Annotated in this window: 20 protein-coding genes, 2 tRNA genes and 2 pseudogenes; 20 read left to right on the top strand and 4 right to left on the bottom strand. The window is 72.5% G+C overall.

Annotation, left to right across the window (positions count from 1 at the left end; all coding sequences use genetic code 11):
- Positions 1-64 precede the first annotated feature (64 nt).
- From ASC60_RS20415 to ASC60_RS20425, 3 genes are all read left to right on the top strand, one after another.
- Positions 65-1369, top strand: a complete 1305-nt coding sequence (locus ASC60_RS20415; protein ID WP_055552904.1) for a glutamate-5-semialdehyde dehydrogenase — start codon at positions 65-67, stop codon at positions 1367-1369.
- A gap of 105 nt (positions 1370-1474) precedes the next feature.
- Complete coding sequence (locus tag ASC60_RS20420) at positions 1475-2098, top strand: hypothetical protein (RefSeq protein ID WP_055552906.1); 624 nt, start codon at positions 1475-1477, stop codon at positions 2096-2098.
- Between the two features lie 153 nt (positions 2099-2251).
- Positions 2252-3322: a hypothetical protein gene (locus tag ASC60_RS20425; RefSeq protein ID WP_055552907.1), complete on the top strand. Its 1071-nt coding sequence runs from the start codon at positions 2252-2254 to the stop codon at positions 3320-3322.
- A 37-nt stretch (positions 3323-3359) separates the two neighbouring features.
- Here ASC60_RS20425 and ASC60_RS20430 read toward each other — a convergent pair whose 3' ends face one another.
- The gene (locus ASC60_RS20430; protein WP_234357036.1) at positions 3360-4535 is read right to left on the bottom strand and encodes a M48 family metallopeptidase; all 1176 of its coding nucleotides are present in this window, start codon (positions 4533-4535) and stop codon (positions 3360-3362) included.
- A 113-nt stretch (positions 4536-4648) separates the two neighbouring features.
- On the opposite strand from ASC60_RS20430, the gene ASC60_RS42260 reads away from it, so the two are divergent.
- The 16 genes and pseudogenes from ASC60_RS42260 to ASC60_RS39425 form a co-directional block, all read left to right on the top strand.
- Positions 4649-4798 (top strand): hypothetical protein, encoded by a 150-nt coding sequence (locus ASC60_RS42260; protein WP_199831004.1) that lies wholly within the window; start codon positions 4649-4651, stop codon positions 4796-4798.
- 101 nt (positions 4799-4899) lie between these two features.
- Positions 4900-5067, top strand: coding sequence for a hypothetical protein (locus ASC60_RS42265; RefSeq protein WP_199830999.1), 168 nt, complete (start codon positions 4900-4902; stop codon positions 5065-5067).
- A 59-nt stretch (positions 5068-5126) separates the two neighbouring features.
- Entirely contained in the window at positions 5127-5738 is a 612-nt protein-coding gene (gene nadD, locus ASC60_RS20435; RefSeq protein WP_055552909.1) for a nicotinate-nucleotide adenylyltransferase, read from the top strand.
- Positions 5739-5748: 10 nt separating this feature from the next.
- Positions 5749-7512: an LCP family protein gene (locus tag ASC60_RS20440; RefSeq protein WP_055552911.1), complete on the top strand. Its 1764-nt coding sequence runs from the start codon at positions 5749-5751 to the stop codon at positions 7510-7512.
- Positions 7513-7656: 144 nt separating this feature from the next.
- The gene (rsfS, locus tag ASC60_RS20445; protein ID WP_055552914.1) at positions 7657-8097 is read left to right on the top strand and encodes a ribosome silencing factor; all 441 of its coding nucleotides are present in this window, start codon (positions 7657-7659) and stop codon (positions 8095-8097) included.
- Entirely contained in the window at positions 8094-8747 is a 654-nt protein-coding gene (locus ASC60_RS20450) for a histidine phosphatase family protein (RefSeq protein ID WP_079038503.1), read from the top strand. Before rsfS ends, ASC60_RS20450 begins: the two co-directional genes overlap by 4 nt.
- A gap of 300 nt (positions 8748-9047) precedes the next feature.
- Positions 9048-9120, top strand: a tRNA-Ala gene (locus tag ASC60_RS20455).
- Between the two features lie 325 nt (positions 9121-9445).
- Positions 9446-9604, top strand: coding sequence for a hypothetical protein (locus tag ASC60_RS42270; protein ID WP_199831000.1), 159 nt, complete (start codon positions 9446-9448; stop codon positions 9602-9604).
- A 5-nt stretch (positions 9605-9609) separates the two neighbouring features.
- Positions 9610-9843, top strand: coding sequence for a hypothetical protein (locus ASC60_RS20460; protein WP_009717962.1), 234 nt, complete (start codon positions 9610-9612; stop codon positions 9841-9843).
- 112 nt (positions 9844-9955) lie between these two features.
- Positions 9956-10028 (top strand) — tRNA-Ala (locus ASC60_RS20465).
- 279 nt (positions 10029-10307) lie between these two features.
- On the top strand, positions 10308-13184 hold the full coding sequence (gene leuS, locus ASC60_RS20470) for a leucine--tRNA ligase (RefSeq protein WP_055552921.1): 2877 nt from the start codon (positions 10308-10310) through the stop codon (positions 13182-13184).
- Between the two features lie 120 nt (positions 13185-13304).
- Positions 13305-14042 (top strand): hypothetical protein, encoded by a 738-nt coding sequence (locus ASC60_RS20475; RefSeq protein WP_055552930.1) that lies wholly within the window; start codon positions 13305-13307, stop codon positions 14040-14042.
- Between the two features lie 81 nt (positions 14043-14123).
- Positions 14124-14969: a DegV family protein gene (locus ASC60_RS20480; RefSeq protein ID WP_055552935.1), complete on the top strand. Its 846-nt coding sequence runs from the start codon at positions 14124-14126 to the stop codon at positions 14967-14969.
- Positions 14970-15379: 410 nt separating this feature from the next.
- Positions 15380-16225 carry a helix-hairpin-helix domain-containing protein gene (locus ASC60_RS40880; protein WP_370592945.1) on the top strand — a complete coding sequence of 282 codons (846 nt, stop codon included), beginning with the start codon at positions 15380-15382 and terminating at the stop codon, positions 16223-16225.
- Positions 16222-18717: pseudogene (locus tag ASC60_RS20490) on the top strand (ComEC/Rec2 family competence protein); the annotation flags it as partial. The gene ASC60_RS40880 and the pseudogene ASC60_RS20490, both read left to right, overlap by 4 nt.
- A gap of 80 nt (positions 18718-18797) precedes the next feature.
- A pseudogene (locus ASC60_RS39425) lies at positions 18798-19253 on the top strand (O-methyltransferase); the annotation flags it as partial.
- A gap of 155 nt (positions 19254-19408) precedes the next feature.
- Here ASC60_RS39425 and ASC60_RS20495 read toward each other — a convergent pair.
- Entirely contained in the window at positions 19409-19687 is a 279-nt protein-coding gene (locus tag ASC60_RS20495; RefSeq protein ID WP_199831001.1) for a hypothetical protein, read from the bottom strand.
- A 107-nt stretch (positions 19688-19794) separates the two neighbouring features.
- Between ASC60_RS20495 and holA the strand changes: the two genes are divergently transcribed.
- Entirely contained in the window at positions 19795-20784 is a 990-nt protein-coding gene (holA, locus tag ASC60_RS20500) for a DNA polymerase III subunit delta (RefSeq protein WP_055552947.1), read from the top strand.
- Between the two features lie 25 nt (positions 20785-20809).
- On the opposite strand, the gene ASC60_RS20505 is transcribed toward holA, so the two are convergent.
- Together ASC60_RS20505 and rpsT are read right to left on the bottom strand one after the other, a co-directional pair.
- Positions 20810-21712, bottom strand: a complete 903-nt coding sequence (locus ASC60_RS20505) for a hypothetical protein (RefSeq protein WP_234357037.1) — start codon at positions 21710-21712, stop codon at positions 20810-20812.
- 217 nt (positions 21713-21929) lie between these two features.
- Positions 21930-22196 carry a 30S ribosomal protein S20 gene (gene rpsT, locus ASC60_RS20510; protein WP_055552957.1) on the bottom strand — a complete coding sequence of 89 codons (267 nt, stop codon included), beginning with the start codon at positions 22194-22196 and terminating at the stop codon, positions 21930-21932.
- Between the last annotated feature and the right edge of the window lie 163 nt (positions 22197-22359).

Consider the following 22359-nt stretch of genomic DNA (forward strand, 5'->3'; position numbering starts at 1 on the left):
GAAGGCCATCTCGAAGGGCGGAATACCGGAGGGATCGCCGCGCTCGGCTCAGTAGGCTGCCTGCATGACCAGCGCACCCACGTCGCCGCTCACCGACCCCTGGCCGAAGTCCCCGGTCCTCCAGACCGCCTATCGGGCGCGCGCCGCGGCCGTCGACCTCGCCCCGCTGCCGCGCGCACTGAAGGACGACGCGCTGCTGGCGATGGCCGACGCGCTGGAGGTGCGGACGAAGGAGATCGTCGAGGCCAACGCCGCCGATGTGGAGCGGGCCCGGGAGGCGGGCACGAGCGAGGCGATCGTCGACCGGCTGACCCTCACCCCGGAGCGGGTGCGGGCCATCGCCTCCGATGTCCGCGACGTGGTCGCGCTGCCCGACCCGGTCGGCGAGGTGGTGCGCGGTTCGACGCTCCCCAACGGCATCGACCTGCGCCAGGTGCGCGTCCCGCTGGGCGTCGTCGGCATCATCTACGAGGCCCGCCCGAACGTCACCGTGGACGCCGCCGCGCTGTGCCTGAAGTCGGGCAACGCCGTCCTGCTGCGCGGCTCTTCGTCGGCGTACCACTCGAACAGCGCGCTGGTGAAGGTGCTGCGCGACGCCGTCGGCGGCGCCGGACTGCCCGCGGACGCCGTTCAGCTGGTGCCGGGGGAGAGCCGGGAGTCGGTGCGCGAGCTGATGCGCGCCCGCGGCCTGGTGGACGTGCTGATTCCGCGCGGCGGCGCCTCGCTCATCCGTACGGTGGTCGAGGAGTCGACGGTGCCGGTCATCGAGACCGGCACCGGCAACTGCCACGTCTACGTGGACGCCCAGGCCGACCTGGACATGGCCGTGGACATCCTGGTGAACTCCAAGGCCCAGCGCCCGAGCGTGTGCAACGCGGCGGAGACCCTGCTGGTGCACCAGGACATCGCCGCCGAGTTCCTGCCGCGCGCGCTGGACGCGCTGGCGGCGGCCGGGGTCACGGTGCACGCCGACGAGCGGGTGCTGGCGCTGGCCGAGGCCGAGGGGACGAAGGCCACGGTCGTCCCGGCGGTGATGGAGGACTGGGAGACCGAGTACCTGTCGTACGACATCGCCGCGGCGGTCGTGGACTCCCTGGAGGCCGCGGTGGCCCACATCGGCCTGTGGTCCTCCGGTCACACCGAGGCCATCGTCACGACGTCACAGGCGGCCGCCCGCCGCTTCACCCAATTGGTGGACTCCACCACCGTCGCGGTGAACGCCTCCACCCGCTTCACGGACGGCAGCCAGTTCGGCTTCGGCGCCGAGATCGGCATCTCCACCCAGAAGCTCCACGCCCGGGGACCGATGGGACTGCCCGAGCTGACGTCGACCAAGTACATCGTCACCGGCGACGGACACACCCGCTGAGTCACCCGTTCGGGGGATGACCGAACCCGGAGGTCAACGGGCGGATCTTCCCTCGAATACCATTTCACCCTGCCCAAATTGACCCGTCGGGTCTACTCTGAACGGGTGCCGGACGACGTGGGGGGCAAGCCGTTCCCGGACGGCGACGAGCCCGACGAGCGCAGCCACGGAGAGGCGAACGACGAGTTCGCCACCGTGGTCTTCGACGAGGACTTCGTGCGGTCCGCCGTCATCCATGAGCCCACCGCCATCGAACGGATGCTGGCCGCGGCGCAGGCCCGTGCCGAGGCCGAGGCGTCCCGGCGCGGCGGGGCCGGGATGGCCCCCGAGGACGAGCTGTTCGACGACGCGTACGGCCCGGAGGGCGAGTTCGGGGACGGCCCGTACGACGACTACGCCGACCCGGACGGCCGCTTCGGCCCGCGCCGGGACCTGGACGGCGCCTACGGCCCGTACGGGCGCTACGGAAGCGCCGGGCGGCCCTATCGCGGCCATGCCCGCTGGCACCGCCCGGTGGCCTGGCTGCTGGCCGTCCTGATGGGCATCGGGGTGGTCGCGCTGGCCTTCACGGCGGTCTACCGGGGCACCTCGGGCAACCGCCAGAACCCCGCCCCGCCGCCCGCCACCAGCGGCGTCGACGGCACGCCCGCGGGGCGGCCGGGCAGTGTGCCGTCCACGGCGGCCGAGCGCGAGGTGCCGCCCGCCTCCGTCGTGCCGCGCTCCCCGTGATGTCGTCGTCCCCCGCATCCATCGCCGTCCCTCACCTCCCCGGTGGCGTACCCGTAGCACGTCGCGCCGTATGCGGCGTTTCCTCCGTACCGTGCGTGAAGTTGTGGAGTACCACCGCGTTTACCGCTGCCCCCGGCGACCTACTCTTGAGGTATGACCGGGCGTGGAGACCCTCCCGAGGGGACACCCGAGGGCGTCCCGGGAGGTGGTGAGGACGAGTACCGCTCCGTCGTATTCGACGAGTCCTTCGTTCGTGCTGCCCGGCTCCAGGAGCTCTCCGCGCAGGAGCGCATGGACGATCACTCGCGCGCGGTGCGCAGCCGCCACGCCTGGACGCGCGCCGGGGCGTCGCGGCAGGCCGTCGTCCTCGTCCTGCTGATCGCCTTCGCCTTCGCGGCGGCCGTCTACATGGGCGTACGCCACCCCTACCAGCCGCCGGAGCCGCAGGCCGTCGAGCCGCTGCGCAGCAGCGTGGTGCCGCTCTCGCCGCGCGGCGAGGTGCCCGGCGGGCGGCCCGCCGAGCTGTTCCGGAAGAGCCCGGCCGCCGAGTTCCGCACCGGCGCCGAGGGGATCACCCTGCCCGCCGCCCGGCGCACCCAGGGCTTCTCCGAGAGCCAGGTGATGACGGCGCTCACCACGGCCAAGGACTACGTGGTGAGGTCCGCCCTCGACCCGGGCGTGCTCACCGGCGGACCGGTGCAGGCGGTGCGGCTGCTGCTCGATCCCGCCCAGCAGATCCAGTTCGACCAGAGCTTCGAACACCCGGTCGACGACGGCCGCCACGCGGCCACCGGCTGGCTGACCCGCTTCAACCCGGCCGAGGTGACGCTGGCCGACGCGCCGGTGAGGGTGCGCGGCTCGCTGACGGTCGTCGAGCGCACCCCCTCGACCCTGGAGGTCAGCGCCGACCACGTCTTCGTCTACGCTGTCCAGCGGGCCCACGAGCGGGCCCCGGACCACGCCTCGCTGTACACGGTCCGCCGGGAGACCCGGTTCCGCTTCGACCGCGGGGATCTGCGCGACCACCGGGTGGAGCTGGTGCACAGCTCGGTGCTGGCGGGCCCGCAGGCGTGCTCCGCGAACGCCTCCGGCTATCTGCGACCGCTGACGGCCGGGCAGAGCGTCCGGAACGACGCCCCGGCCGGCACCGACCCGTATGCCCCGGGCCGCACCCCGGTCTCCCTCTGCGGCGTGCTTTCCCCGGGCACGCACACCGTCTCTTAGCGCGCCCTCTCGGCGCGCCGCCGGCCCTCGCCGCGCGTCAGGCCCGTGGCGGCGGTCCGTCCCCCCGGGAATCCCCGCCGGAATCCCGGTCGGGGTCCTCCTGGGCGTCCCGCGGGGGCGTGCCCTCGGTGGTGTCCCCGCCTGGCCTTCCGCCGCCGCTGAACCGGTCGCGCAGCTTGCTGCCCAGGTCCCCGGCGCCGCCCGCCACGTCCCGTACGAACGCGATCAGCGGGTCCTTGCTGGTGCGGATCGACTCCGCGTAGTGGTCCGCGGACTGCCGGAAGGAGTCGCCGACCGAGGTGTCCTTGTCCTCGTCGCGGCGCGGGTAGTGGCCGTCCATGAGCCGCTGGAAGTCCCGGCTCGCGGCCCACTTCTTCAACTCGGCGGCGCGCACGGTGGTGAACGGGTGGCTGCGCGGCAGCATGTTCAGGATCTTGAGGACGGAGTCCCGCAGATCACCGCTGTTCTCGTACTCCTCGGCCTGCTCCAGGAAGGCGTCCACGTTCATCTCGTGCAGATGGTGGCCGCCCGCGAGCTTCATCAGCCCGCGCATCGAGGCCCGCAGATCCTGCCCGACCAGCAGCCCCGCCCGGTCCGCCGACAGCTCCGACTTGCGGAACCACTCGCGCAGCGCCGTCACCAGGGCCAGCACCGCCACATTGCCGAGCGGGATCCAGGCGACCTTCAGCGCGAGGTTGGTCAGGAACAGCAGTATGGTCCGGTAGACGGAGTGCCCCGACAGCGCGTGGCCCACCTCATGGCCGATGACCGCCCGCATCTCCTCCTCGTCGAGCAGCTCGACCAGCCCGGTGGTCAGCACGATGATCGGCGTGTCCATGCCGATGCACATCGCGTTCGGCTTCGGGTCCTGGGTGACGTACATCGCCGGGACCCGCTCCAGGTCCAGGATGTAGCAGGCGTCCCGCAGCATGTCGTGGAGGTGCGCGAACTGCCGGTCGCTCACCCGCACCGAATCGGACAGGTACAGCAGCCGCAGACTGCGCTCGGGCAGCAGCCCGCTCAGCGCCTTGAAGACGGTGTCGAAGCCGGTCAGCTTGCGCAGCGCGACCAGCGCCGAGCGGTCGGCCGGATGTTCGTACGCGCGCGAGGAAATGCCCGGAAACCGCCGCCTCTCGCGGCTGGGCACATGCGCCCGTCCCTCTTCGGCGCCGCTCCCGTCGCCACCGGTCCCCTGCGTATGGCTGTCGCTCATCTGTCCCCCTCGTACGGACTGTTTCCCGAACCGCCCCGGTACTGCCCCGGTCGCGCCCGTCCCCTGGCGGACCCCACCTTAGGCCCTGCCCGGCGAGGGGCTAGCGTGGAGACATGCCCGATATGACTGGACTCACCGCCGTGCTCGCCGCCACTTCCAAGGACCAGGGACCGGGAGCGCTGCTGCGCACCGTCATCGTCGTCGGCATCGTGGGATCCGCCCTGGTCGCGTGGTTCCTGCTGCGCGGGTACAAACAGGACTGACCGCGGGCTGGAGGGCGGACTGGGAGCAGGCCCGCGATCCGGCTCGCATACGATGTGGCGGACGTGACGTGACGCCGAGACCCGGATAGGTAACGCCTGCGATGAGCGCTTTCAGCACCGCACATGCCGCCCTGACCACCCTCGCGGCCGAGGGCGGTGAGCATGTCGACACCCACCCGAGCATCAGCCCCTTCATGACCGGCGGCGCGGCCCTCGTCATCCTGTTCCTGCTGCTGTGGATCACCACCCGCTTCAACCGGGACCGCTGACCAGCGCCGTTGCCTCTTCGGGCCCCGGTTTCGGGCCGGGCCCAGTAGGGTCTGCACGCATGGAAGAGGAGAAGGGCCCGGCCAAGCGGCGGCTCGGTGTGATGGGCGGGACGTTCGACCCGATCCACCACGGTCACTTGGTCGCGGCGAGCGAGGTGGCGTCGCAGTTCCACCTGGACGAGGTCGTGTTCGTACCGACCGGGGAGCCGTGGCAGAAGAGCCACAAAAAGGTTTCCCCGGCCGAGGACCGCTATCTGATGACGGTCATCGCGACCGCGTCGAACCCGCAGTTCTCGGTCAGCCGCATCGACATCGACCGCGGCGGTGCGACGTACACGACCGATACGCTCCGGGACCTGCGCGCGCTCAACGGTGACGCGGACCTGTTCTTCATCACCGGAGCGGACGCGCTCGCCCAGATCCTCACCTGGCGCGACGCCGAAGTGCTGTTCTCGCTCGCCCACTTCATCGGGGTGACCAGGCCCGGGCACATACTGGCCGACCCCGGGCTGCCGGAGGGCGGGGTGTCGCTGGTCGAGGTTCCGGCGCTGGCGATCTCGTCGTCGGACTGCCGCGCGCGTGTCGCCCACGGCGAGCCCGTCTGGTACCTGGTGCCGGACGGCGTGGTGCGGTACATCGACAAGCGAGAGCTGTACCGGCACGACTGCTGAAGGGGTACCGGTGAACGACGGACAGGACCCGTACGACCCGTACGCGCGGGATCCGTATGCCCAGGAGCCGCAGATCGTCGGCTACGACGCCTATGGGCAGCCGGTGTACCAGTCCCAGGGGGCGCAGCAGGGTTACGACCCGTCGTCGTACTACGGGCAGCAGCAGGGACAGCAGCAGGACGGGTACGGCTACGGCTACGACCCGTACGGCCAGGTCCAGCAGGGGCAGCAGGCCCCGACGCAGTATCCGCAGACGCAGCAGTACGACCCGTACTACGGACAGCAGCAGCACTACCCGCAGCAGGAGCAGTACGGGCAGCAGGGCTACGACTACGCCGCGCCCGCCCCGGCCTCGCCCGCGGCTCCGGCCGCACCGGCCCCACCGGCTCAGGACGACGAGCCGAACCCGTACGAGGAGCTGGCGGAGCTGGGCCGGGATGAGCCGTCCCATGCCGCCCCGGCCGGTGCCTCGGAGGGGCCCGGTAAGGGCAAGCCCGGCCCGGACGCGGAGGGCGAGGAGTACCGCACCGAGCAGTTCTCCTTCGTGGAGGACCCCGACGAGGACTCCGAAGACGTCATCGACTGGCTGAAGTTCGCCGAGACCCGCTCCGAGCGGCGCGACGAGCGCCGCCGCAAGGGCCGCAACCGGTTCGTCGCGCTCATCGTGGTGCTGGTCCTCGCCGCCGTGGGCGGGGTCGGCTACCTCTGGTACGCGGGCATGCTGCCCGGGCTCTCCGCCGACGGCGACGCCCAGACGGCCGCGGGCCCGCAGAAGCGGGACGTGATCGTCGTCCATCTGCGCGAGCTGAAGGGCGGCCGTACCTCCACCGCGCTGCTGGTGGACAACGAGACCACCAAGAAGGGCACCACCGTCCTGCTGCCGAACGCGCTGTCCGTCTCCACCGAGGACGGCGGCTCCACCACGCTCGGCAAGTCGGTGACCGACGAGGGCTCCGACGCCACCCGGGACTCCCTGTCCACGCTGCTGGGCTCGAAGATCCAGGGCACCTGGCGGCTGGACACGCCCTATCTGGAGAACCTCGTCGAGCTGGTCGGCGGCATCACCCTGGACACCGACACCACGGTGCCGGCCACCCGGAAGGGCGAGGACCCGCTGGTCAAGCGGGGCAAGGAGCAGGTCCTGAGCGGTCAGGCGGCTGTGGCGTACGCCACCTACCGGGCCCCGGGCGAGGCGCAGACCAAGCAGCTCGCGCGGTTCGGACAGGTCATGGACGCCACCTTGAAGAAGGTCTCCAGCGATACGGGCGGCGCCACCAGGACCGTCGAGCAACTGGCGCAGATCCCCGACCCGTCGCTGTCCGAGCAGCAGCTCGGCGCCTCGCTGGCGCGGCTCGCCGGGCAGGCCAAGGGCGGCGACCACGACACGATGATGCTGCCGGTCCAGGGCGACGGCACGCTCAGCGCCCGCGCGACGGACCGGGTGGTCAAGGACGTCCTCGGCGGCACGGTCAAGAACACCGACCCGGGCTCCGCGGCACGGGTGAGCGTGACCAGCGCCGGCGGGGTCAAGGACGCCTCGGGTGCCGCCCGGGTCGCGCTGGTCAACGGCGGTTTCACGGTCGTCGCCGCCACCGAGGGCGGCTCCCCGCGGCAGACCTCGCGGGTGACGTACGCGGACGCCGGGCAGGCCGGGCAGGCCAAGGAGGTCGCCAAGACCCTCGGACTGCCCGCGACCTCGGTCACCAAGGGCAGGGTCGCCGCCAACGCGGATGTGACGGTGGTCCTCGGCGCGGACTACGACCCTCAGGGCTGACCGCGGCCGCCGCCGCGCGGCCGCGGAAGAGTCGGGAGAGTCACCGCGGTCACGGGGGAATGGCCGGGAGTCATGACGGTGGGGCGTGAGACCCTTGGGGTTGCCCAGACCCTGAGGGTCCCCACCGACCGGAAAGCCTCGCCTGTGACCGCCACGGACCGCTCCATCGAGCTCATCAACGCCGCCGCCCAGGCGGCCGCCGACAAGCTCGCGCACGACATCATCGCGTACGACGTCAGCGATGTGCTCTCGATCACCGACGCCTTCCTGCTGGCCTCGGCGCCCAACGACCGCCAGGTCAAGTCGATCGTCGACGAGATCGAGGAGCGGCTGAACAAGGACCTCGGAGCCAAGCCGGTGCGCCGCGAGGGCGACCGCGAGGCCCGCTGGGTGCTGCTGGACTACGTGGACATCGTGGTGCACGTCCAGCACAGCGAGGAGCGGGTCTTCTACGCCCTGGAGCGGCTGTGGAAGGACTGCCCGCAGCTGGAGCTGCCGGCCGACGCCGAGGCCACCCGCGGCAAGGCGGAGGAGTACGCACAGGCGCAGGGCCCGGACGGCGGTGCGGGTGGTGAGCTGAGCTGAACGGCACCATGAGCGGCCGCGGCCGCCGCATAGTCCTGTGGCGGCATGGCCAGACGGCCTGGAACATCGAGCGCCGCTTCCAGGGCTCCCTGGATGTCGAGCTGACCGACACCGGTGTCGCGCAGGCCCACCGCGCGGCCCGGCTGCTGGCCGGGCTGCGGCCGGACGCGATCATCGCTTCCGACCTCAAGCGGGTCATGGCGACCGCCGCCGAGCTGTCGGCCGTGACCGGGCTCACGGTCGACCACCACGCGGGGTTGCGGGAGACCTACGCCGGTGAGTGGCAGGGGCTCACGCACGAAGAGATCATCGAGCGGTTCGGTGAGCAGTACGCGGCGTGGAAGCGCGGCGAGCCGGTGCGGCGCGGCGGCGGCGAGCTGGAGTCCGAGGTCGCCGACCGGGCGGCGCCGGTCGTGCTGGAGGCCGCCGAGAAGCTGCCCGACGGCGGCACGCTCGTGGTGGTCAGCCACGGCGGCACGATCCGCACCACCATCGGGCGGCTGCTCGGCTTGGAGCCGCACACCTGGGAGGCCCTCGGCGGCCTCTCCAACTGCTGCTGGTCGGTGCTGGGTGAAGGCGCGCGCGGCTGGCGGCTGCTGGAGCACAACGCCGGATCCCTCCCCGAGCCCGTCCTCGGCGACGACGACTAGTGCCGCGTCAGCCAAGGTTTGCCCGGTAGCGAGGCGTCCTGGTGCGGTCAGATGCAAGGCGCCGGATCGGCCTCGTAGTGGGCCTACTCGGTCGATTCGGCAACGCCGCAGATGGCCGTGCCAGGACGGCGAGCGGGGTGAACCTTGGCTGACGCGGCACTAGGGGGTGTCTTGCCGATCAGGACGGCCGGGGAGGGCCTTCCGACCCGGCCCGGGGTCACCTCCTGGCTCGATTTCCTTTTCCGGCTGGTCACCGGCTAAGCTCCTACTTGTTCGAAGCGCGGCGGCGCGGAGAGCAGCGGGGCTATAGCTCAGTTGGTAGAGCGCCTGCATGGCATGCAGGAGGTCAGGAGTTCAATTCTCCTTAGCTCCACAGATGGCGGCGATCCCGTCTCCCTCACCGGGAGGCGGGATCGCCGCTTTTGCGTGGGCGGAACCTCCGGTGGCCCGCCCCCTGTTGACGTCGGCTCAACTCGGCCCGACCCCGGGGTGGCTGGTTCGGTGCGATCTTCCTGGGTAGGTTGGACGACACCGCACCGAGCGCGCGAGCCTCGGCGGAAGTGGCGTTGCGCGCGGGGCGCTTGTGAGTCTGGTGAGGCGTCTGTTGCATCTCCGCTGACCTGGGCGTCGCCCCGTGGCAGAATCGGACAGCCGGCGGGGGCGCAGGGCCGATAGTCCGATGGGGAGGGACGGGTGGGATGCCGACCAGCATCCTCGACGCGCTCGAGGACCTTTCCGAGACGGCTCGGGAGGGCATCGAATGCCCGTCCTGCGGTTCCGGCCATGTGGCTCAGGTACTCGGCGACAACGGCGGTGTTTCCTACGTGTGTACGGCCTGCGGCCACAGCTGGAGCTGAGTGACATGGGAGCACACAGCCGGAAATGTGACTGGTGCGGCGGTGGCACGCCCATCGTCCGCGACATGGAGCCGCTCAACTCCGACTACCAGTACTGGTGTGCGGAGTGCGCCCAGGCGTTGATCATCAAGGGTGACCCGATCGAGACGTACCGGGAGCTGGAGGGCGAGCCGATCTACGGTCGGCTCCTCGAAGAGCACTGCACGCTGAAGCGTTTCTACTCGTTCGCGACAGCGTGAAGCGGCATGAGGTGGGCCGGTCACGGGGTCGCGGCAATCGATTTGGCTAAAGCCCGGGGCGTCCGTGTAATGTAGGCGATGCCGCCGAGGGGAACCGGGCGGAGCAAGACCTGGGGCTATAGCTCAGTTGGTAGAGCGCCTGCATGGCATGCAGGAGGTCAGGAGTTCAATTCTCCTTAGCTCCACAATCGCGGGAGCGGGTCGTCCGATACGGATGGCCCGCTTCTCGTTTCCCCGCTCCCGAGTCACCTCGATGCGGCTCGTCGGTGCCCTGCGGTAACCTGACCCCATGCGTGCCGTACGCCTTCTGCTTAGCGGGCCGCGCTGATCAGTACCGACCGCGATCATCTCCGGTCGGCATCGGCGCGGCGTCCCCTCCTGTGCGAGGGGCCTTTTTGTTTCACCGGACAAGAGGGAATCGGCCTGTACCGCGGGCAGAGACGACCAATGGAGCTTTGAGGATCATGAGCGAGACCAATGCCGCGGCCGAGGTGGCCGCGCCGCACCGCTACACGGCCGCGCTGGCCGCTGACATCGAGGCCCGCTGGCAGGATTTCTGGGACGCGAACGGCACGTATGACGCGCCCAACCCGGGCGGCGATCTGACCGGTGACGCCGAGGTCGTCGCCCGGCCGAAGAAGTTCGTCATGGACATGTTCCCGTATCCCTCGGGGGCGGGACTGCACGTGGGCCATCCGCTGGGCTACATCGCCACCGACGTGTACGCCCGCTACCACCGCATGACGGGCCACAACGTCCTGCACACCCTGGGTTTCGACGCCTTCGGCCTGCCCGCCGAGCAGTACGCGGTGCAGACCGGCACCCACCCCCGGGTCAGCACCGAGGCGAACATCGACAACATGCGGCGCCAGCTGCGCCGTCTGGGCCTGGGCCACGACCCGCGCCGCTCCTTCGCCACGATCGACCCGGACTACTACAAGTGGACCCAGTGGATCTTCCTGCAGATCTTCAACTCCTGGTACGACCCGGAGGCGAACAAGGCGCGCCCGATCGACACCCTGGTCGAGCAGTTCGCCTCCGGTGAGCGCGCCACCCCCGACGGGCGCCCCTGGGACGGGCTGACCGAGCCCGAGCGGGCGGACGTCCTGGGCGGCTACCGCCTGGCCTACGCCTCGGACGCGCCCGTCAACTGGTGCCCCGGCCTGGGCACCGTGCTGGCCAACGAGGAGGTCACCGCCGACGGCCGCTCCGAGCGCGGCAACTTCCCGGTCTTCAAGGCCAAGCTGCGCCAGTGGAACATGCGGATCACCGCCTACGCGGACCGGCTGCTGGAGGACCTGGACGCGCTGGACTGGCCCGAGGCCATCAAGCTGCAGCAGCGCAACTGGATCGGCCGCAGCGAGGGCGCCCGGGTCGACTTCCCGGTGCAGGACCACCCCGACGCGAAGATCACGGTCTTCACCACCCGCCAGGACACCCTGTTCGGCGCGACCTACATGGTCCTGGCGCCCGAGCACGACCTGGTCGACTCCATCGTCCCGGCGGCCTGGCCCGAGGGCGCCCACGACGTGTGGACCGGCGGGCACGCCACCCCGGCCGAGGCCGTCGCCGCCTACCGCAAGCAGGCCGCGGCCAAGTCGGACGTCGAGCGGCAGGCCGAGGCCAAGGACAAGACCGGCGTCTTCACCGGTGCGTACGCGGTCAACCCGGTCAGCGGCGACCGGGTGCCGGTCTTCATCGCCGACTACGTCCTGATGGGCTACGGCACCGGCGCGATCATGGCTGTTCCGGCGCACGACAGCCGTGACTTCGCCTTCGCCCGCGCCTTCGAGCTGCCCATGCGCTGTGTCGTCGAGCCCTCCGACGACCGCGGCACCGACCCGTTGACCTGGGACGACGCGTTCAGTTCGTACGACGCCAAGATCGTCAACTCCGCCGGTGAGGGTGTCTCCCTGGACGGCCTGGGCGTGACCGAGGCCAAGGCCCGGATCACCGCATGGCTGGAGGACCGCTCCATCGGCGAGGGCACCGTCAACTTCCGGCTGCGCGACTGGCTGTTCAGCCGTCAGCGCTACTGGGGCGAGCCCTTCCCGATCGTCTACGACGAGGATGGCGTGGCGCACGCGCTGCCCGAGTCGATGCTGCCGCTGGAGCTGCCCGAGGTCGAGGACTACTCGCCGCGCACCTTCGACCCCGACGACGCCGACACCTCCCCGGAGACCCCGCTGTCCCGGAACGAGGAGTGGGTCAACGTGGTGCTGGACCTGGGCGACGGACGCGGCCCGCGCCCGTTCCGCCGCGAGACCAACACCATGCCCAACTGGGCCGGCTCCTGCTGGTACGAGCTGCGCTACCTGGACCCGCACAACGGCGAGCGGCTGGTCGACCCCGGCACCGAGCGCTACTGGATGGGCCCGCGCGACGGCCGGCCGCACGGCGGCGTCGACCTGTACGTCGGCGGCGCCGAGCACGCCGTGCTGCACCTGCTGTACGCCCGCTTCTGGTCCAAGGTGCTGTTCGACCTGGGGCACGTCTCGTCGGTCGAGCCGTTCCACAAGCTCTACAACCAGGGCATGATCCAGGCGTACGTCTACCGGGACAGCCGCGGCATCGCCGTCCCGGCCGCCGAGGTCGAGGAGCGCGACGGGGCGTACTGGTACCAGGGCGAGAAGGTCACCCGGCTGCTGGGCAAGATGGGCAAGTCCCTGAAGAACGCCGTCACGCCGGACGAGATCTGCGCCGAGTACGGGGCCGACACGCTGCGCCTGTACGAGATGGCCATGGGCCCGCTGGACGTCTCGCGCCCCTGGGACACCCGCGCGGTCGTCGGCCAGTACCGGCTGCTGCAGCGGCTGTGGCGCAACGTCGTGGACGAGGCCACCGGTGAGGTCACCGTCGTCGACGCGGAGCCCGACGAGGACACGCTGCGCGCCCTGCACAAGGCGATCGACGGGGTCCGGCAGGACATGGTGGGCCTGCGCTTCAACACCGCCATCGCCAAGATCACCGAGCTGAACAACCACGTCACCAAGGTGCGCGAGGTGCCGCGCTCCATCGCCGAGCGGCTGGTGCTGCTGATCGCGCCGCTGGCCCCGCACATCGCCGAGGAGCTGTGGCGCAAGCTGGGCCACGAGTCCTCGGTCGTCCACGAGCCCTTCCCGGCCGCCGACCCGGCGTACGTGGTGGACGAGACGGTGACCTGTGTGGTCCAGGTCAAGGGCAAGGTCAAGGCCCGGCTGGAGGTCGCCCCGTCGGTCTCCGACGAGGAGCTGGAGGCGCAGGCCCTGGGCGACCCGGCGGTGGTCGCGGCGCTGAACGGCGCGGGCATCCGCAAGGTGATCGTGCGGGCGCCGAAGCTGGTGAACATCGTCCCGGCCTGACGGCTCCGGGAGCTTCCGCACGGGCGGGCTGGGGGTTCGTCAGGAACCCCCGGCCCGCCCGGTCCGTTTACGCTGGGAGGACAGCAGCCACCGCGGTGACCGCCGCCCTAAGGAGCGCACATGGAAGCCATCTGGATCCTGTTGCTGCTTTTCGTCATGTTCATCGTGACCGGCGCCTATGTCACGGTGCGGGTGGTGCGGACGGCCAAGCGCGGCCTCGACCGCACCGTGGAGCAGGCCCGCCGCACGGTCGAGGACACCCGGCTCCGGGCCCGCCAGTTCGCCCGGCCGGGCGCCTCCGGTGAGCTGGCCGAGCTGCGGCTGTCGCTGCGTACGTCGATGTCCGCCACCGAGCAGGCCCTGCGCGCGGTCGCGGGCCAAGACCGCTCCGTGGCGGAATCGTTGAACCTGTTCCAGCGGCTCAGCGCGCACGGCCACGAGCTGGACGACGATCTGAAGCGGCTGGAGCGGGAGCCGGACAAGACCCGCCTCGCCGCGCTGCTCCCCGAGCTGCGGGAGCGTACGGAGCGGATCACGCACTCCGCGGACTCGCTGCGCTGGGCGGTGCGGGAGCGGGCGCAGCGGTTCGCCCACGACGAGCTGGACGTGCTGGGGCGCGAGATCGAGATGGAGGCGGGGGCGCTGCGGCACTGGACGGTGGAGGAGCCGCGGCCCGAGGCGAGCCCGCGGCCCTCATCGGAGCCGGAGCCGGAGCGGAAGCCGGAGCCGGAGTCTGCGCCCGTGGGCGAGTCCGGGCCCCGGCCGGAACCGCCCTCCCTGGAGAGCACGCCCCGATCGCGGCCGTACTCCTGGCAAAAGTCCTGGCAGGAGTCCCCCCGCCCCGAGAACACCGCCTGAACACGGGCTTACCGATAGGGTCGGTGATCATCGGTGGGGTCGCGCTGTCGGCCCGGGGCTTCCCCGGATAATCTCCCAGTCATGTCCCGCCATGTCGCGATCGTGACCGATTCAACGGCTTACCTGCCGCAGGAGGCGATGGAGCGGCACCGCATCACCGCCGTGCCGCTGACGGTGGTGCTCGGAGACCGGGCGCTGGAGGAGGGGACCGAGATCTCGGCCCTGTCGCTCGCGGAGGCCCTGCAGAAGCGCAAGCCGGTGACCACGTCCCGGCCCAGCCCCGAGACCTTCGCGGACGCCTACCGCGCGGCCGCGGCGGAGGGCGCGACCGGCATCGTCTCGCTGCATCTGTCCGCCGAGATCTCCGGCACCTACGACGCGGCGGTGCTCGCCGCGCAGGACGCGCCCGTGCCGGTACGGGTGGTGGACAGCGGCATGGTCGCGATGGCGCTCGGCTTCTGCGCGCTGGCGGCGGCCGCGACCGCGGAGGGCGGCGGCACGCTGGACGAGGCCGTCGCGGCGGCCCAGAAGCGGGCCGACGGCACCTCCGCCTACTTCTACGTCGACACCCTCGACTACCTGCGCCGAGGCGGCCGTATCGGCGCGGCCCAGGCCCTCCTCGGTTCCGCGCTCGCGGTCAAACCGCTGCTCCAGCTCGACGAGGGCCGGATCGAGCTGCGGGAAAAGGTCCGCACCGCGTCCAAGGCCATCGCCCGGCTCGAGGAGATCGTGGTGGAGCGGGCGGGCCGGAGCCCGGTGGACATCGCCGTCCAGCACCTCGCGGCGGGAGAGCGCGCGACCGCCCTCGCCGAGCGGCTGCGGGAGCGGGTGCCGGGGCTCGCGGAGCTGTACGTGAGCGAGGTGGGCGCGGTGATCGGGGCACACACCGGGCCGGGGCTGTTGGGCGCGGTGGTCTCTCCGCGGTAGCGGCTGCTCGTCCAGTGGTTAACTCTTTCGGGTGGCGGGGTTATCCACATTCCGCGGGTTATCCCCGGGAATCGGGACTGATCAGCGGGGTCGGGTGAAGGTGCCTACCGTCGGGTGGCATGAGGACACGATCACGCACCGTTACGAATCAGCAGCCGGGCCGCGGCCGCCACCGCCTCGCCGCGCCCCGCCCGGGCGTTCACCTCCGGGCCACCTGTCGTCGGACCCGCCCCGCGCCGCCTGCGCGCAATGCCCGCGCGGCCGCTCTCTTCCCCCTCCCGCGCGAGGCGACCGCCCTCACCGCCCCCACCGTCCCCGGGAGCCGGGCTCCGGCCCCCGGCGCGCCGTCCCCCCGAAGCCCGACCCCGGCCGACCCCACCCCGGCTGCGACTGCGGCTCCGGCTGTGGCCATGCACGAGACGACGGTGGACGAGGCCATGGACGAGGAGGCGGCCGTAGACGGAGAGGGCGCGGGGGAGAAGACCGGCACCGGCGGCGGCCGGGCGCTGCGCCGCCGCGACCGGATGCGGCTGGCGCTGCGCGAACGCCTTCCGCTGTGGCTCCAACTGCGCTGCGGCATGGAGTTGCGGACCGTCGCCGCGCTGGCGGTCGCCCTCGTCGCCGCGATGGCCTTCGCGGTCCACCACTTCTGGAGCGGCCGCCCCCAGACCGTGCGGGCGCCCGAACCCGAACCGGCGCCTGCGGCGGCCCCCCACCCCGGCCCGATGTCCGGCCCGATGTCCGGACCGACGACCGGGGCGCGTGCGGCCGCCGGTGCGGGCGGCCGCTCGGTCGTGGTCGATGTGACGGGCAAGGTCCGCCGCCCGGGGCTGCGTCATCTGCCGTCCGGGGCGAGGGTCGCCGACGCGATCGAGGCGGCGGGCGGGGCGCGGCCGGGCGCGGACACGAGCGGACTGAACCGGGCCCGGCCCCTGGTGGACGGGGAGCAGATCGTGGTCGGCGCCCCGGCGCGTCAGGCCCCCGCGGGACCCGCCCCCGCCGGCCCGGCCGCCGCCCCCGCACCCGCCTCCGCGCCCGGAGCCGGCCCCGGCGCACCGGGCGGCGGCGTGATCAGCCTCAACTCTGCGACCGCGGAACAGCTCGACACCCTGCCGGGCGTCGGCCCGGTCCTGGCCCGGCACATCCTCGACTACCGCACCCAGCACGGCGGTTTCCGCTCCATCGATGAACTCCGCGAGGTCAACGGGATCGGCGACCGCCGGTTCGCCGATCTCCGACCGCTGGTTCAGCCATGACGCCCGTACGGACGGCGCGCCCCCGCGCCCCGGTGCACGCGGCCGCCGCCTCACCGCGCGGGGCGTCCGACCCCCGCCAGGAGGGCCCGGCGGACCTCCGCCTGGTGCCACCCGTGCTGGCCGCCTGGGCCGCGGCGGCGATCGCCCTGGGCACACCGGGCCGCACGGTGGCCGTGGTCTGCGCGGGAGCCTGCCTGGTGGCGGCCGCCCTGCTGTCCGTGACCCGCCGGCGCCGGGCGGCCATGGGGCGGACCCGGAGGCGGACGGCGGGGGCCGTGGCCGCGGTCCTGCTGTGCGGGGCCACGGCGGGAGCGGTCGCCGCGCTGCACGCGGCGGATGTGCGGCGGGGCCCGGTCCCGGCGCTGGCCGGGGAATTCGCCGAGGCGACCGTCGAGGTGGCGGTCACGGGGGATCCCAGGCTCAGCCGCCCCCGGGTGCGCGGGGCCGCGCTCGCGCCCGTGTCGGTGGTGGTCGAGGCGGAGGCCACCCGGGTCACCGGGCCTGACGGCAGGACGACGGACACCCGGGCCCCGGTGCTGGTGACGGTCCGTCCGGAGGCCCGGAAGCGAGCGGCGTGGCTGCGGCTGCTGCCGTCCACGCGGCTACGGGTGCCCGGCCGTCTGGCGCCGCCGCTGCGCGACGGGGACCGTGTCGCGGCGGTGGTGCGCGGCGGTGGCGGGCCGCCGCGCGTCATCGGGGCGCCCAGCTCCGTCCAGCGGCTGGCGGGCCGGTTGCGCGCCGGGCTCCGCACGGCGACCGACGAGCTGTCCCCGGACGCGCGGGCGCTGCTTCCGGGGCTGGTCGTGGGGGACACCTCACGGGTTCCGCCGGACCTCGAGGAGGCGTTCCGGGCCACGGACATGACGCATCTGCTGGCCGTCTCCGGCAGCAACCTCACCCTGCTGCTGGCGCTGCTGACCGGCCCTCCGCACCTCGCCGCGCGCGCCGAGCGGCGCGGGCTGGCCGCGGCGCTCGGTATGCGGCTGCGCACGACGGCCCTGCTCGGCGGCGGGCTCACGCTCGCCTTCGTGATCGTCTGCCGACCCGATCCCAGCGTGCTGCGGGCGGCGGCCTGCGGGCTGATCACGCTGCTGGCCATCGGCACCGGGCGCCGCCGCTCCCTGCTCCCGGCCCTGGCCGCCGCGGCCCTCGCGCTGCTGCTGTACGACCCGTGGCTGACCCGGAGCTATGGGTTCCTGCTCTCCGTCCTGGCCACCGGCGCGCTGCTCACCTTCGCACCGGGGTGGAGCGCCACCCTGCGGCGCCGTGGGGTGCCGCCCCGTCCGGCGGAGATGCTGGCGGCCGCCGCGGCGGCGCAGGCGGTGTGCGCCCCGGTGGTGGTGATGATGGCCGCGCGGGTGAGCCTGGTGGCGATCCCCTGCAATCTGCTCGCCGAGCTGGCGGTGGGGCCCGCCATGGTCCTCGGCTCCGCCGCGCTCGCGGTGGCCCCGCTCGCGCCTCCGGCCGCCCGGTGGATCGCCTGGCCCGCCAGCTGGCCTGCCGAGTGGATAGCCGGGGTGGCCCGGACCGGCGCGGGCCTTCCCGGCGCGGAGGCGGGCTGGCCGGGCGGCTGGCCCGGTGGGCTGCTGCTGGCGGCGGTCACCCTGGCCGCCGTCCTCCTGGGGCGCCGTCTGCTGCGGCACCGTTGGCTGTGGGCGGTCTGCGCGCTGCTCCTGCTGCTCGCGGTGGTCCGCCCGGCGCCGCTGACCCGGGTCATCACCGGCTGGCCCCCGCCCGGCTGGCGGATGGTGGCCTGCGATGTGGGCCAGGGGGACGCCCTGGTCCTGGCCGCCGGGCCCGGCACGGCCGTCGTCGTGGACGCCGGGCCCGAGCCACGGGCGGTGGACCGCTGTCTGCGGACGCTGGGTGTGGTCCGCATCCCGCTGCTCGTCCTGACCCACTTCCACGCCGACCATGTGGCCGGGCTGCCCGGGGTGCTGCGCGGCCGCTCGGTGGGAGCGATCGAGACGACCGGCCTGGCGGAGCCACCCGGCCAGGCCGCGGCCGTGCGGCGCGGGGCCGCGGCGGCGCGGGTGCCCCTGGTGACGGCCCGGCCGGGGGAGCGGCGCCGGTTGGGCCCGCTGTCCTGGGAGGTGCTGTGGCCCGGGCCCGGCACCCCGGCCGCCACCCCGGCCCAGGAGGGGCCGAACGACGCCAGTGTGACCCTTCTGGTCCGTACGGCGAGCCTGACCCTGCTGCTCCTCGGCGACCTGGAACCGCCCGCCCAGCAGGCCCTGCTGACGGCATATCCGGCCCTGCCCCCGGTGGATGTGCTCAAGGTCGCCCACCATGGCTCGGCCTACCAGGACCCGCGGCTGATCCACCGGCTGCACCCGCGTCTCGCCCTCATCTCCTGCGGCGCGGACAACCCGTACGGGCATCCGTCACCCCGCACCGTCGCGGTCCTGAGGGCCCGGGGCGCCGCCGTGCTGCGGACCGACCGGGACGGGCCGATCGCGGTGACCGGCCCGCGGCTGCGGGCGGCGGTCGGTGGAAAAAGGAGACGCCCGGTGCGCCGGGTGGCAGTAGGTTCCAGGGGCGGACTCGGTCGGTGCCGAAGGGAGGCTCACTCATGTCGCTCGCACAGTGGACCAAGGTCGATGACTACTTCAACGGCCTTCTGGCGCCGTCGGATCCGGCCCTGGACGCCGCCTTGGAGCACAGCGCGGCCGCCGGGCTGCCGCCGCATCAGGTGGCGCCCAATCAGGGGAAGCTGCTGCATCTACTGGCCCGGATCCAGGGGGCGCGCACCGTCCTGGAAATCGGCACCCTGGGCGGGTACAGCACGATCTGGCTGGCCCGGGCGCTGCCCGAGGGCGGGCGGCTGGTCTCCCTGGAGGCCGACCCCCGGTGTGCGGAGGTGGCGCGGGCCAATGTGGAGCGGGCGGGTCTGGGTGAGGTCGTCGAGATCCGCACCGGCAGGGCGCTGGAGTCGCTGCCCCGGCTGGCCGAGGAGGAGCACGGCCCCTTCGACGTGGTCTTCATCGACGCCGACAAGCCCGGCAACCCCGACTACCTGGCCTGGGCGCTGCGGCTCACCCGACCCGGCAGCCTCATCATCGGGGACAACGTGGTGCGGGACGGGGAGGCAGACGGTAGGCGAGAAGGGGTACGACGGCTTCGCGCTGGCGCTGGTCACCGGGTAGCGGACGAGGGGGCGGACGGTTGCGGCCACGGCCGGCTTCAGTCGGTCTCCAGCCAGCCCTCGTACTCCTCGGCGAAGGCGTCCAGCGCGGCCCCGTCCAGCCGCGCGGCCGGATCCTCAACGACCACCAGCCACTGGGCGTCCTCGGCGTCGTCCTCACCTGCCAGGGCGTCCCGCACCAGCTGGGGCTCCTCCGCGACACCGAAGCGCCCGGGCAGCGCCTCGGCCACCTCCTCCGCCGCGTCGCGGTCGGGCAGCACCAGCACATGGCGTACGCCGTTCGGTCCTCCATCCATCACCGGAACATTGTCGGCCATACGCGAGGCCGGGCCCGTCGGGGGACCGGGCCGTCGGGGGACCGGATCGTCGGGGACCGGCCCTCGGGAGACCGGGCTGTCGGTGGTCCGTGGGATGCTGGACCGCGATGGCCAGGAAGACGACGACCGACGATCCCCTCGCCCCGGTGACCCTCGCCGTGGGCCAGGAGGACCTGCTGCTCGACCGCGCCGTGCAGCAGGTCGTGGCGGCCGCGCGCGCGGCCGACCCCGACACCGATGTGCGCGACCTCACGCCCGACGCGCTGCAGCCCGGCACCCTCGCCGAGCTGACCAGCCCCTCGCTCTTCGCGGAGCGCAAGGTCGTGGTGGTGCGCAGCGCCCAGGATCTGTCGGCCGACACGATCAAGGACGTGAAGGGGTATCTCGGCGCTCCCGCCGAGGAGATCACCCTGGTCCTGCTGCACGCCGGTCAGGCCAAGGGCAAGGGGCTGCTGGACGCCGCCCGCAAGGCCGGGGCGCGCGAGGTGGCGTGCCCGAAGATGACCAAGCCCGCCGACCGGCTGGCGTTCGTCCGGTCGGAGTTCCGCACCAGCGGCCGTTCCGCCACGCCGGAGGCATGCCAGGCCCTGGTGGACGCCATCGGAAGCGATCTGCGCGAGCTGGCCAGCGCGGTGTCCCAGCTCGTCGCCGATGTCGAGGGCACGATCGACGAGGCCGTCGTCGGCCGCTACTACACGGGCCGCGCCGAGGCGTCCAGCTTCACCGTCGCCGACCGCGCCGTCGAGGGGCGGGCGGCCGAGGCGCTGGAGGCGCTGCGCTGGGCCATGGCCACCGGCGTGGCTCCGGTGTTGATCACCAGCGCCCTGGCCCAGGGCGTCCGCGCCATCGGCAAGCTCGCCTCCGCCCCGCGCGGAGCCCGCCCCGGTGATCTGGCCCGTGAGCTGGGCATGCCGCCCTGGAAGATCGACCGGGTGCGGCAGCAGATGCGCGGCTGGTCGGCGGACGGGGTGTCGATCGCGCTGCGTGCGGTCGCCGAGGCCGACGCGGGCGTCAAGGGCGGCGGCGACGATCCGGAATACGCCCTGGAGAAGGCCGTCGTCACCATCGCCCGTGCCGCCCGCGCGGGCCGTGCCTAGCGTTTCCGGCCGGCGGTCCCCGGCCCTACTCCTTCAGCTTCGCCAGGGTCGCCCGGGCGCTCTTCTCCAGCATCTCGGTGGCCTCCGACGACGACATGGCGTCGTCGCTCGATGAGCTGGACACGTACTCCGACCACGTCGACTGGTAGGTCGTCCAGCCCTCCCGCACGCCGAGGATCACATACGCCCCGGTGCCGCTGCTGGTGCTCTGCTGGGTGACGACGTACGCCTCGTCGCCGAGGCCGTCCACCTCGCTCACCCTGTAGGTGTAGCTGGAGGTCTTCTGGTCCTCGTACTGCCGGTACTGGGCCTCGAACTCGGGCTCCGGGTCGGACTCGCGGTGCAGGCCGGCCGTCGTGGAGAGCCACGCCGAGGAGTAGTCGCCGCTGGACGCGTCGCTCGGCTCGAAGTCGATCTGGCAGGTCATCGAGTCCAGGGCCGGGTCCCGGGTGGAGCTGTGCCGCGGATTCGTCGATCCGCTGGAGTTCTTCTGCTCGTACCCGGCGTCCTCGATGGCCTTGAGATCGGTCGAGGAGCACAGATCGCTCGTGTAGCCGTAGCCCGCGAGGTCGGCCTTCGGCTCGCCGCCGAACCCTCCGGTCGCGAACACCACGCCCGCCCAGACCGCCGAGGCGGCCACGGCCCCGCCGAGCGCCCACAGCCAGCTCTTCCCGCCCCCGCCCCCGCCCCCGTTTCCGCCGCCGCCGGGCGGCATCGGGGCGGGCGCGGCGTACGCCCCGTACCCACCGCCCACCTGTACGCCCGGCATGGTCGGCTGCGCGTACGCCGGGGCGTGCGGTGGAGGCTGCGGCGGCTGTCCGTAGGAGCCGGACGGCGGCTGGGGCTGAGGGTTCTGCTGTGACGGGAGCGGCGGCTGAGGTGGCTGCGGCGGCCCGTACGGATTGGGTGTCTCCCCCGGTATCGACATGACGTGAACATACCCGAAGAAACACCGAAATCCCCCCGCTGCGCAGGTGGATCCGGATACAGCAATGCCCCCGGAGTGGGCCCGGGGGCATTGAACGTAGCGTGGCGTACTACGAAGGCTGTCCGTGATCCGAGGTAGAGGGCTCGGATGTTCCCCACGGTGGGGTGGGGGCGACGGATCGCCCCGGTGGGTCACCCGTACGGGCGGCCCGGAAGCGTCAGCCCTTGAGGGCGGCGAGCTGCTGCGCGAGCGCCGACTTCTTGTTGGCGGCGTTGTTCTTGTGGAGCACGCCCTTGCTGACGGCCTTGTCGAGCTTGCGCGCGGCGGTCCGGGCGGCAGCGGTGGCCTTCTCGGTGTCACCGGCGGCCACGGCCTCGCGGGTCCGGCGGATGGCGGTCTTCAGCTCGGACTTGACGGCCTTGTTGCGCTGGCGCGCCTTCTCGTTCGTCTTGTTCCGCTTGATCTGGGACTTGATGTTCGCCACGTAAAGAGCCTTCGCAGGTTCGTTGGTTTTCGCTGTCTGTCGTGCGTTCGTGCCCCGCGCGAGAGGAGCGCGTAAGACACAGTCCGCCAGATTACCAGCAGCGCTGGTGGCCTCCCAAACCCGGAAGCGGTCGCCGTTCATGGGACCATGGAGAAACTGAGAA

This window comes from Streptomyces sp. NBRC 110028 (genome assembly GCF_001417735.1).
Classification (GTDB): domain Bacteria; phylum Actinomycetota; class Actinomycetes; order Streptomycetales; family Streptomycetaceae; genus Streptomyces.

Excerpts from the sequence above, each read along its gene's own strand:
- nadD (WP_055552909.1), top strand. The coding sequence starts at position 5,127 with ATGGAAGAGGAGAAGGGCCCGGCCAAGCGGCGGCTCGGTGTGATGGGC.
- ASC60_RS20460 (WP_009717962.1), top strand. The coding sequence starts at position 9,610 with ATGGGAGCACACAGCCGGAAATGTGACTGGTGCGGCGGTGGCACGCCC.
- leuS (WP_055552921.1), top strand. The coding sequence starts at position 10,308 with ATGAGCGAGACCAATGCCGCGGCCGAGGTGGCCGCGCCGCACCGCTAC.
- holA (WP_055552947.1), top strand. The coding sequence starts at position 19,795 with ATGGCCAGGAAGACGACGACCGACGATCCCCTCGCCCCGGTGACCCTC.
- ASC60_RS20475 (WP_055552930.1), top strand. The coding sequence starts at position 13,305 with ATGGAAGCCATCTGGATCCTGTTGCTGCTTTTCGTCATGTTCATCGTG.
- ASC60_RS42265 (WP_199830999.1), top strand. The coding sequence starts at position 4,900 with ATGAGCGCTTTCAGCACCGCACATGCCGCCCTGACCACCCTCGCGGCC.
- ASC60_RS42270 (WP_199831000.1), top strand. The coding sequence starts at position 9,446 with ATGCCGACCAGCATCCTCGACGCGCTCGAGGACCTTTCCGAGACGGCT.
- ASC60_RS40880 (WP_370592945.1), top strand. The coding sequence starts at position 15,380 with ATGCACGAGACGACGGTGGACGAGGCCATGGACGAGGAGGCGGCCGTA.
- ASC60_RS20505 (WP_234357037.1), bottom strand. The coding sequence starts at position 21,712 with ATGTCGATACCGGGGGAGACACCCAATCCGTACGGGCCGCCGCAGCCA.
- ASC60_RS20425 (WP_055552907.1), top strand. The coding sequence starts at position 2,252 with ATGACCGGGCGTGGAGACCCTCCCGAGGGGACACCCGAGGGCGTCCCG.
- ASC60_RS20495 (WP_199831001.1), bottom strand. The coding sequence starts at position 19,687 with ATGGCCGACAATGTTCCGGTGATGGATGGAGGACCGAACGGCGTACGC.
- ASC60_RS42260 (WP_199831004.1), top strand. The coding sequence starts at position 4,649 with ATGCCCGATATGACTGGACTCACCGCCGTGCTCGCCGCCACTTCCAAG.
- ASC60_RS20415 (WP_055552904.1), top strand. The coding sequence starts at position 65 with ATGACCAGCGCACCCACGTCGCCGCTCACCGACCCCTGGCCGAAGTCC.
- ASC60_RS20480 (WP_055552935.1), top strand. The coding sequence starts at position 14,124 with ATGTCCCGCCATGTCGCGATCGTGACCGATTCAACGGCTTACCTGCCG.
- ASC60_RS20430 (WP_234357036.1), bottom strand. The coding sequence starts at position 4,535 with ATGAGCGACAGCCATACGCAGGGGACCGGTGGCGACGGGAGCGGCGCC.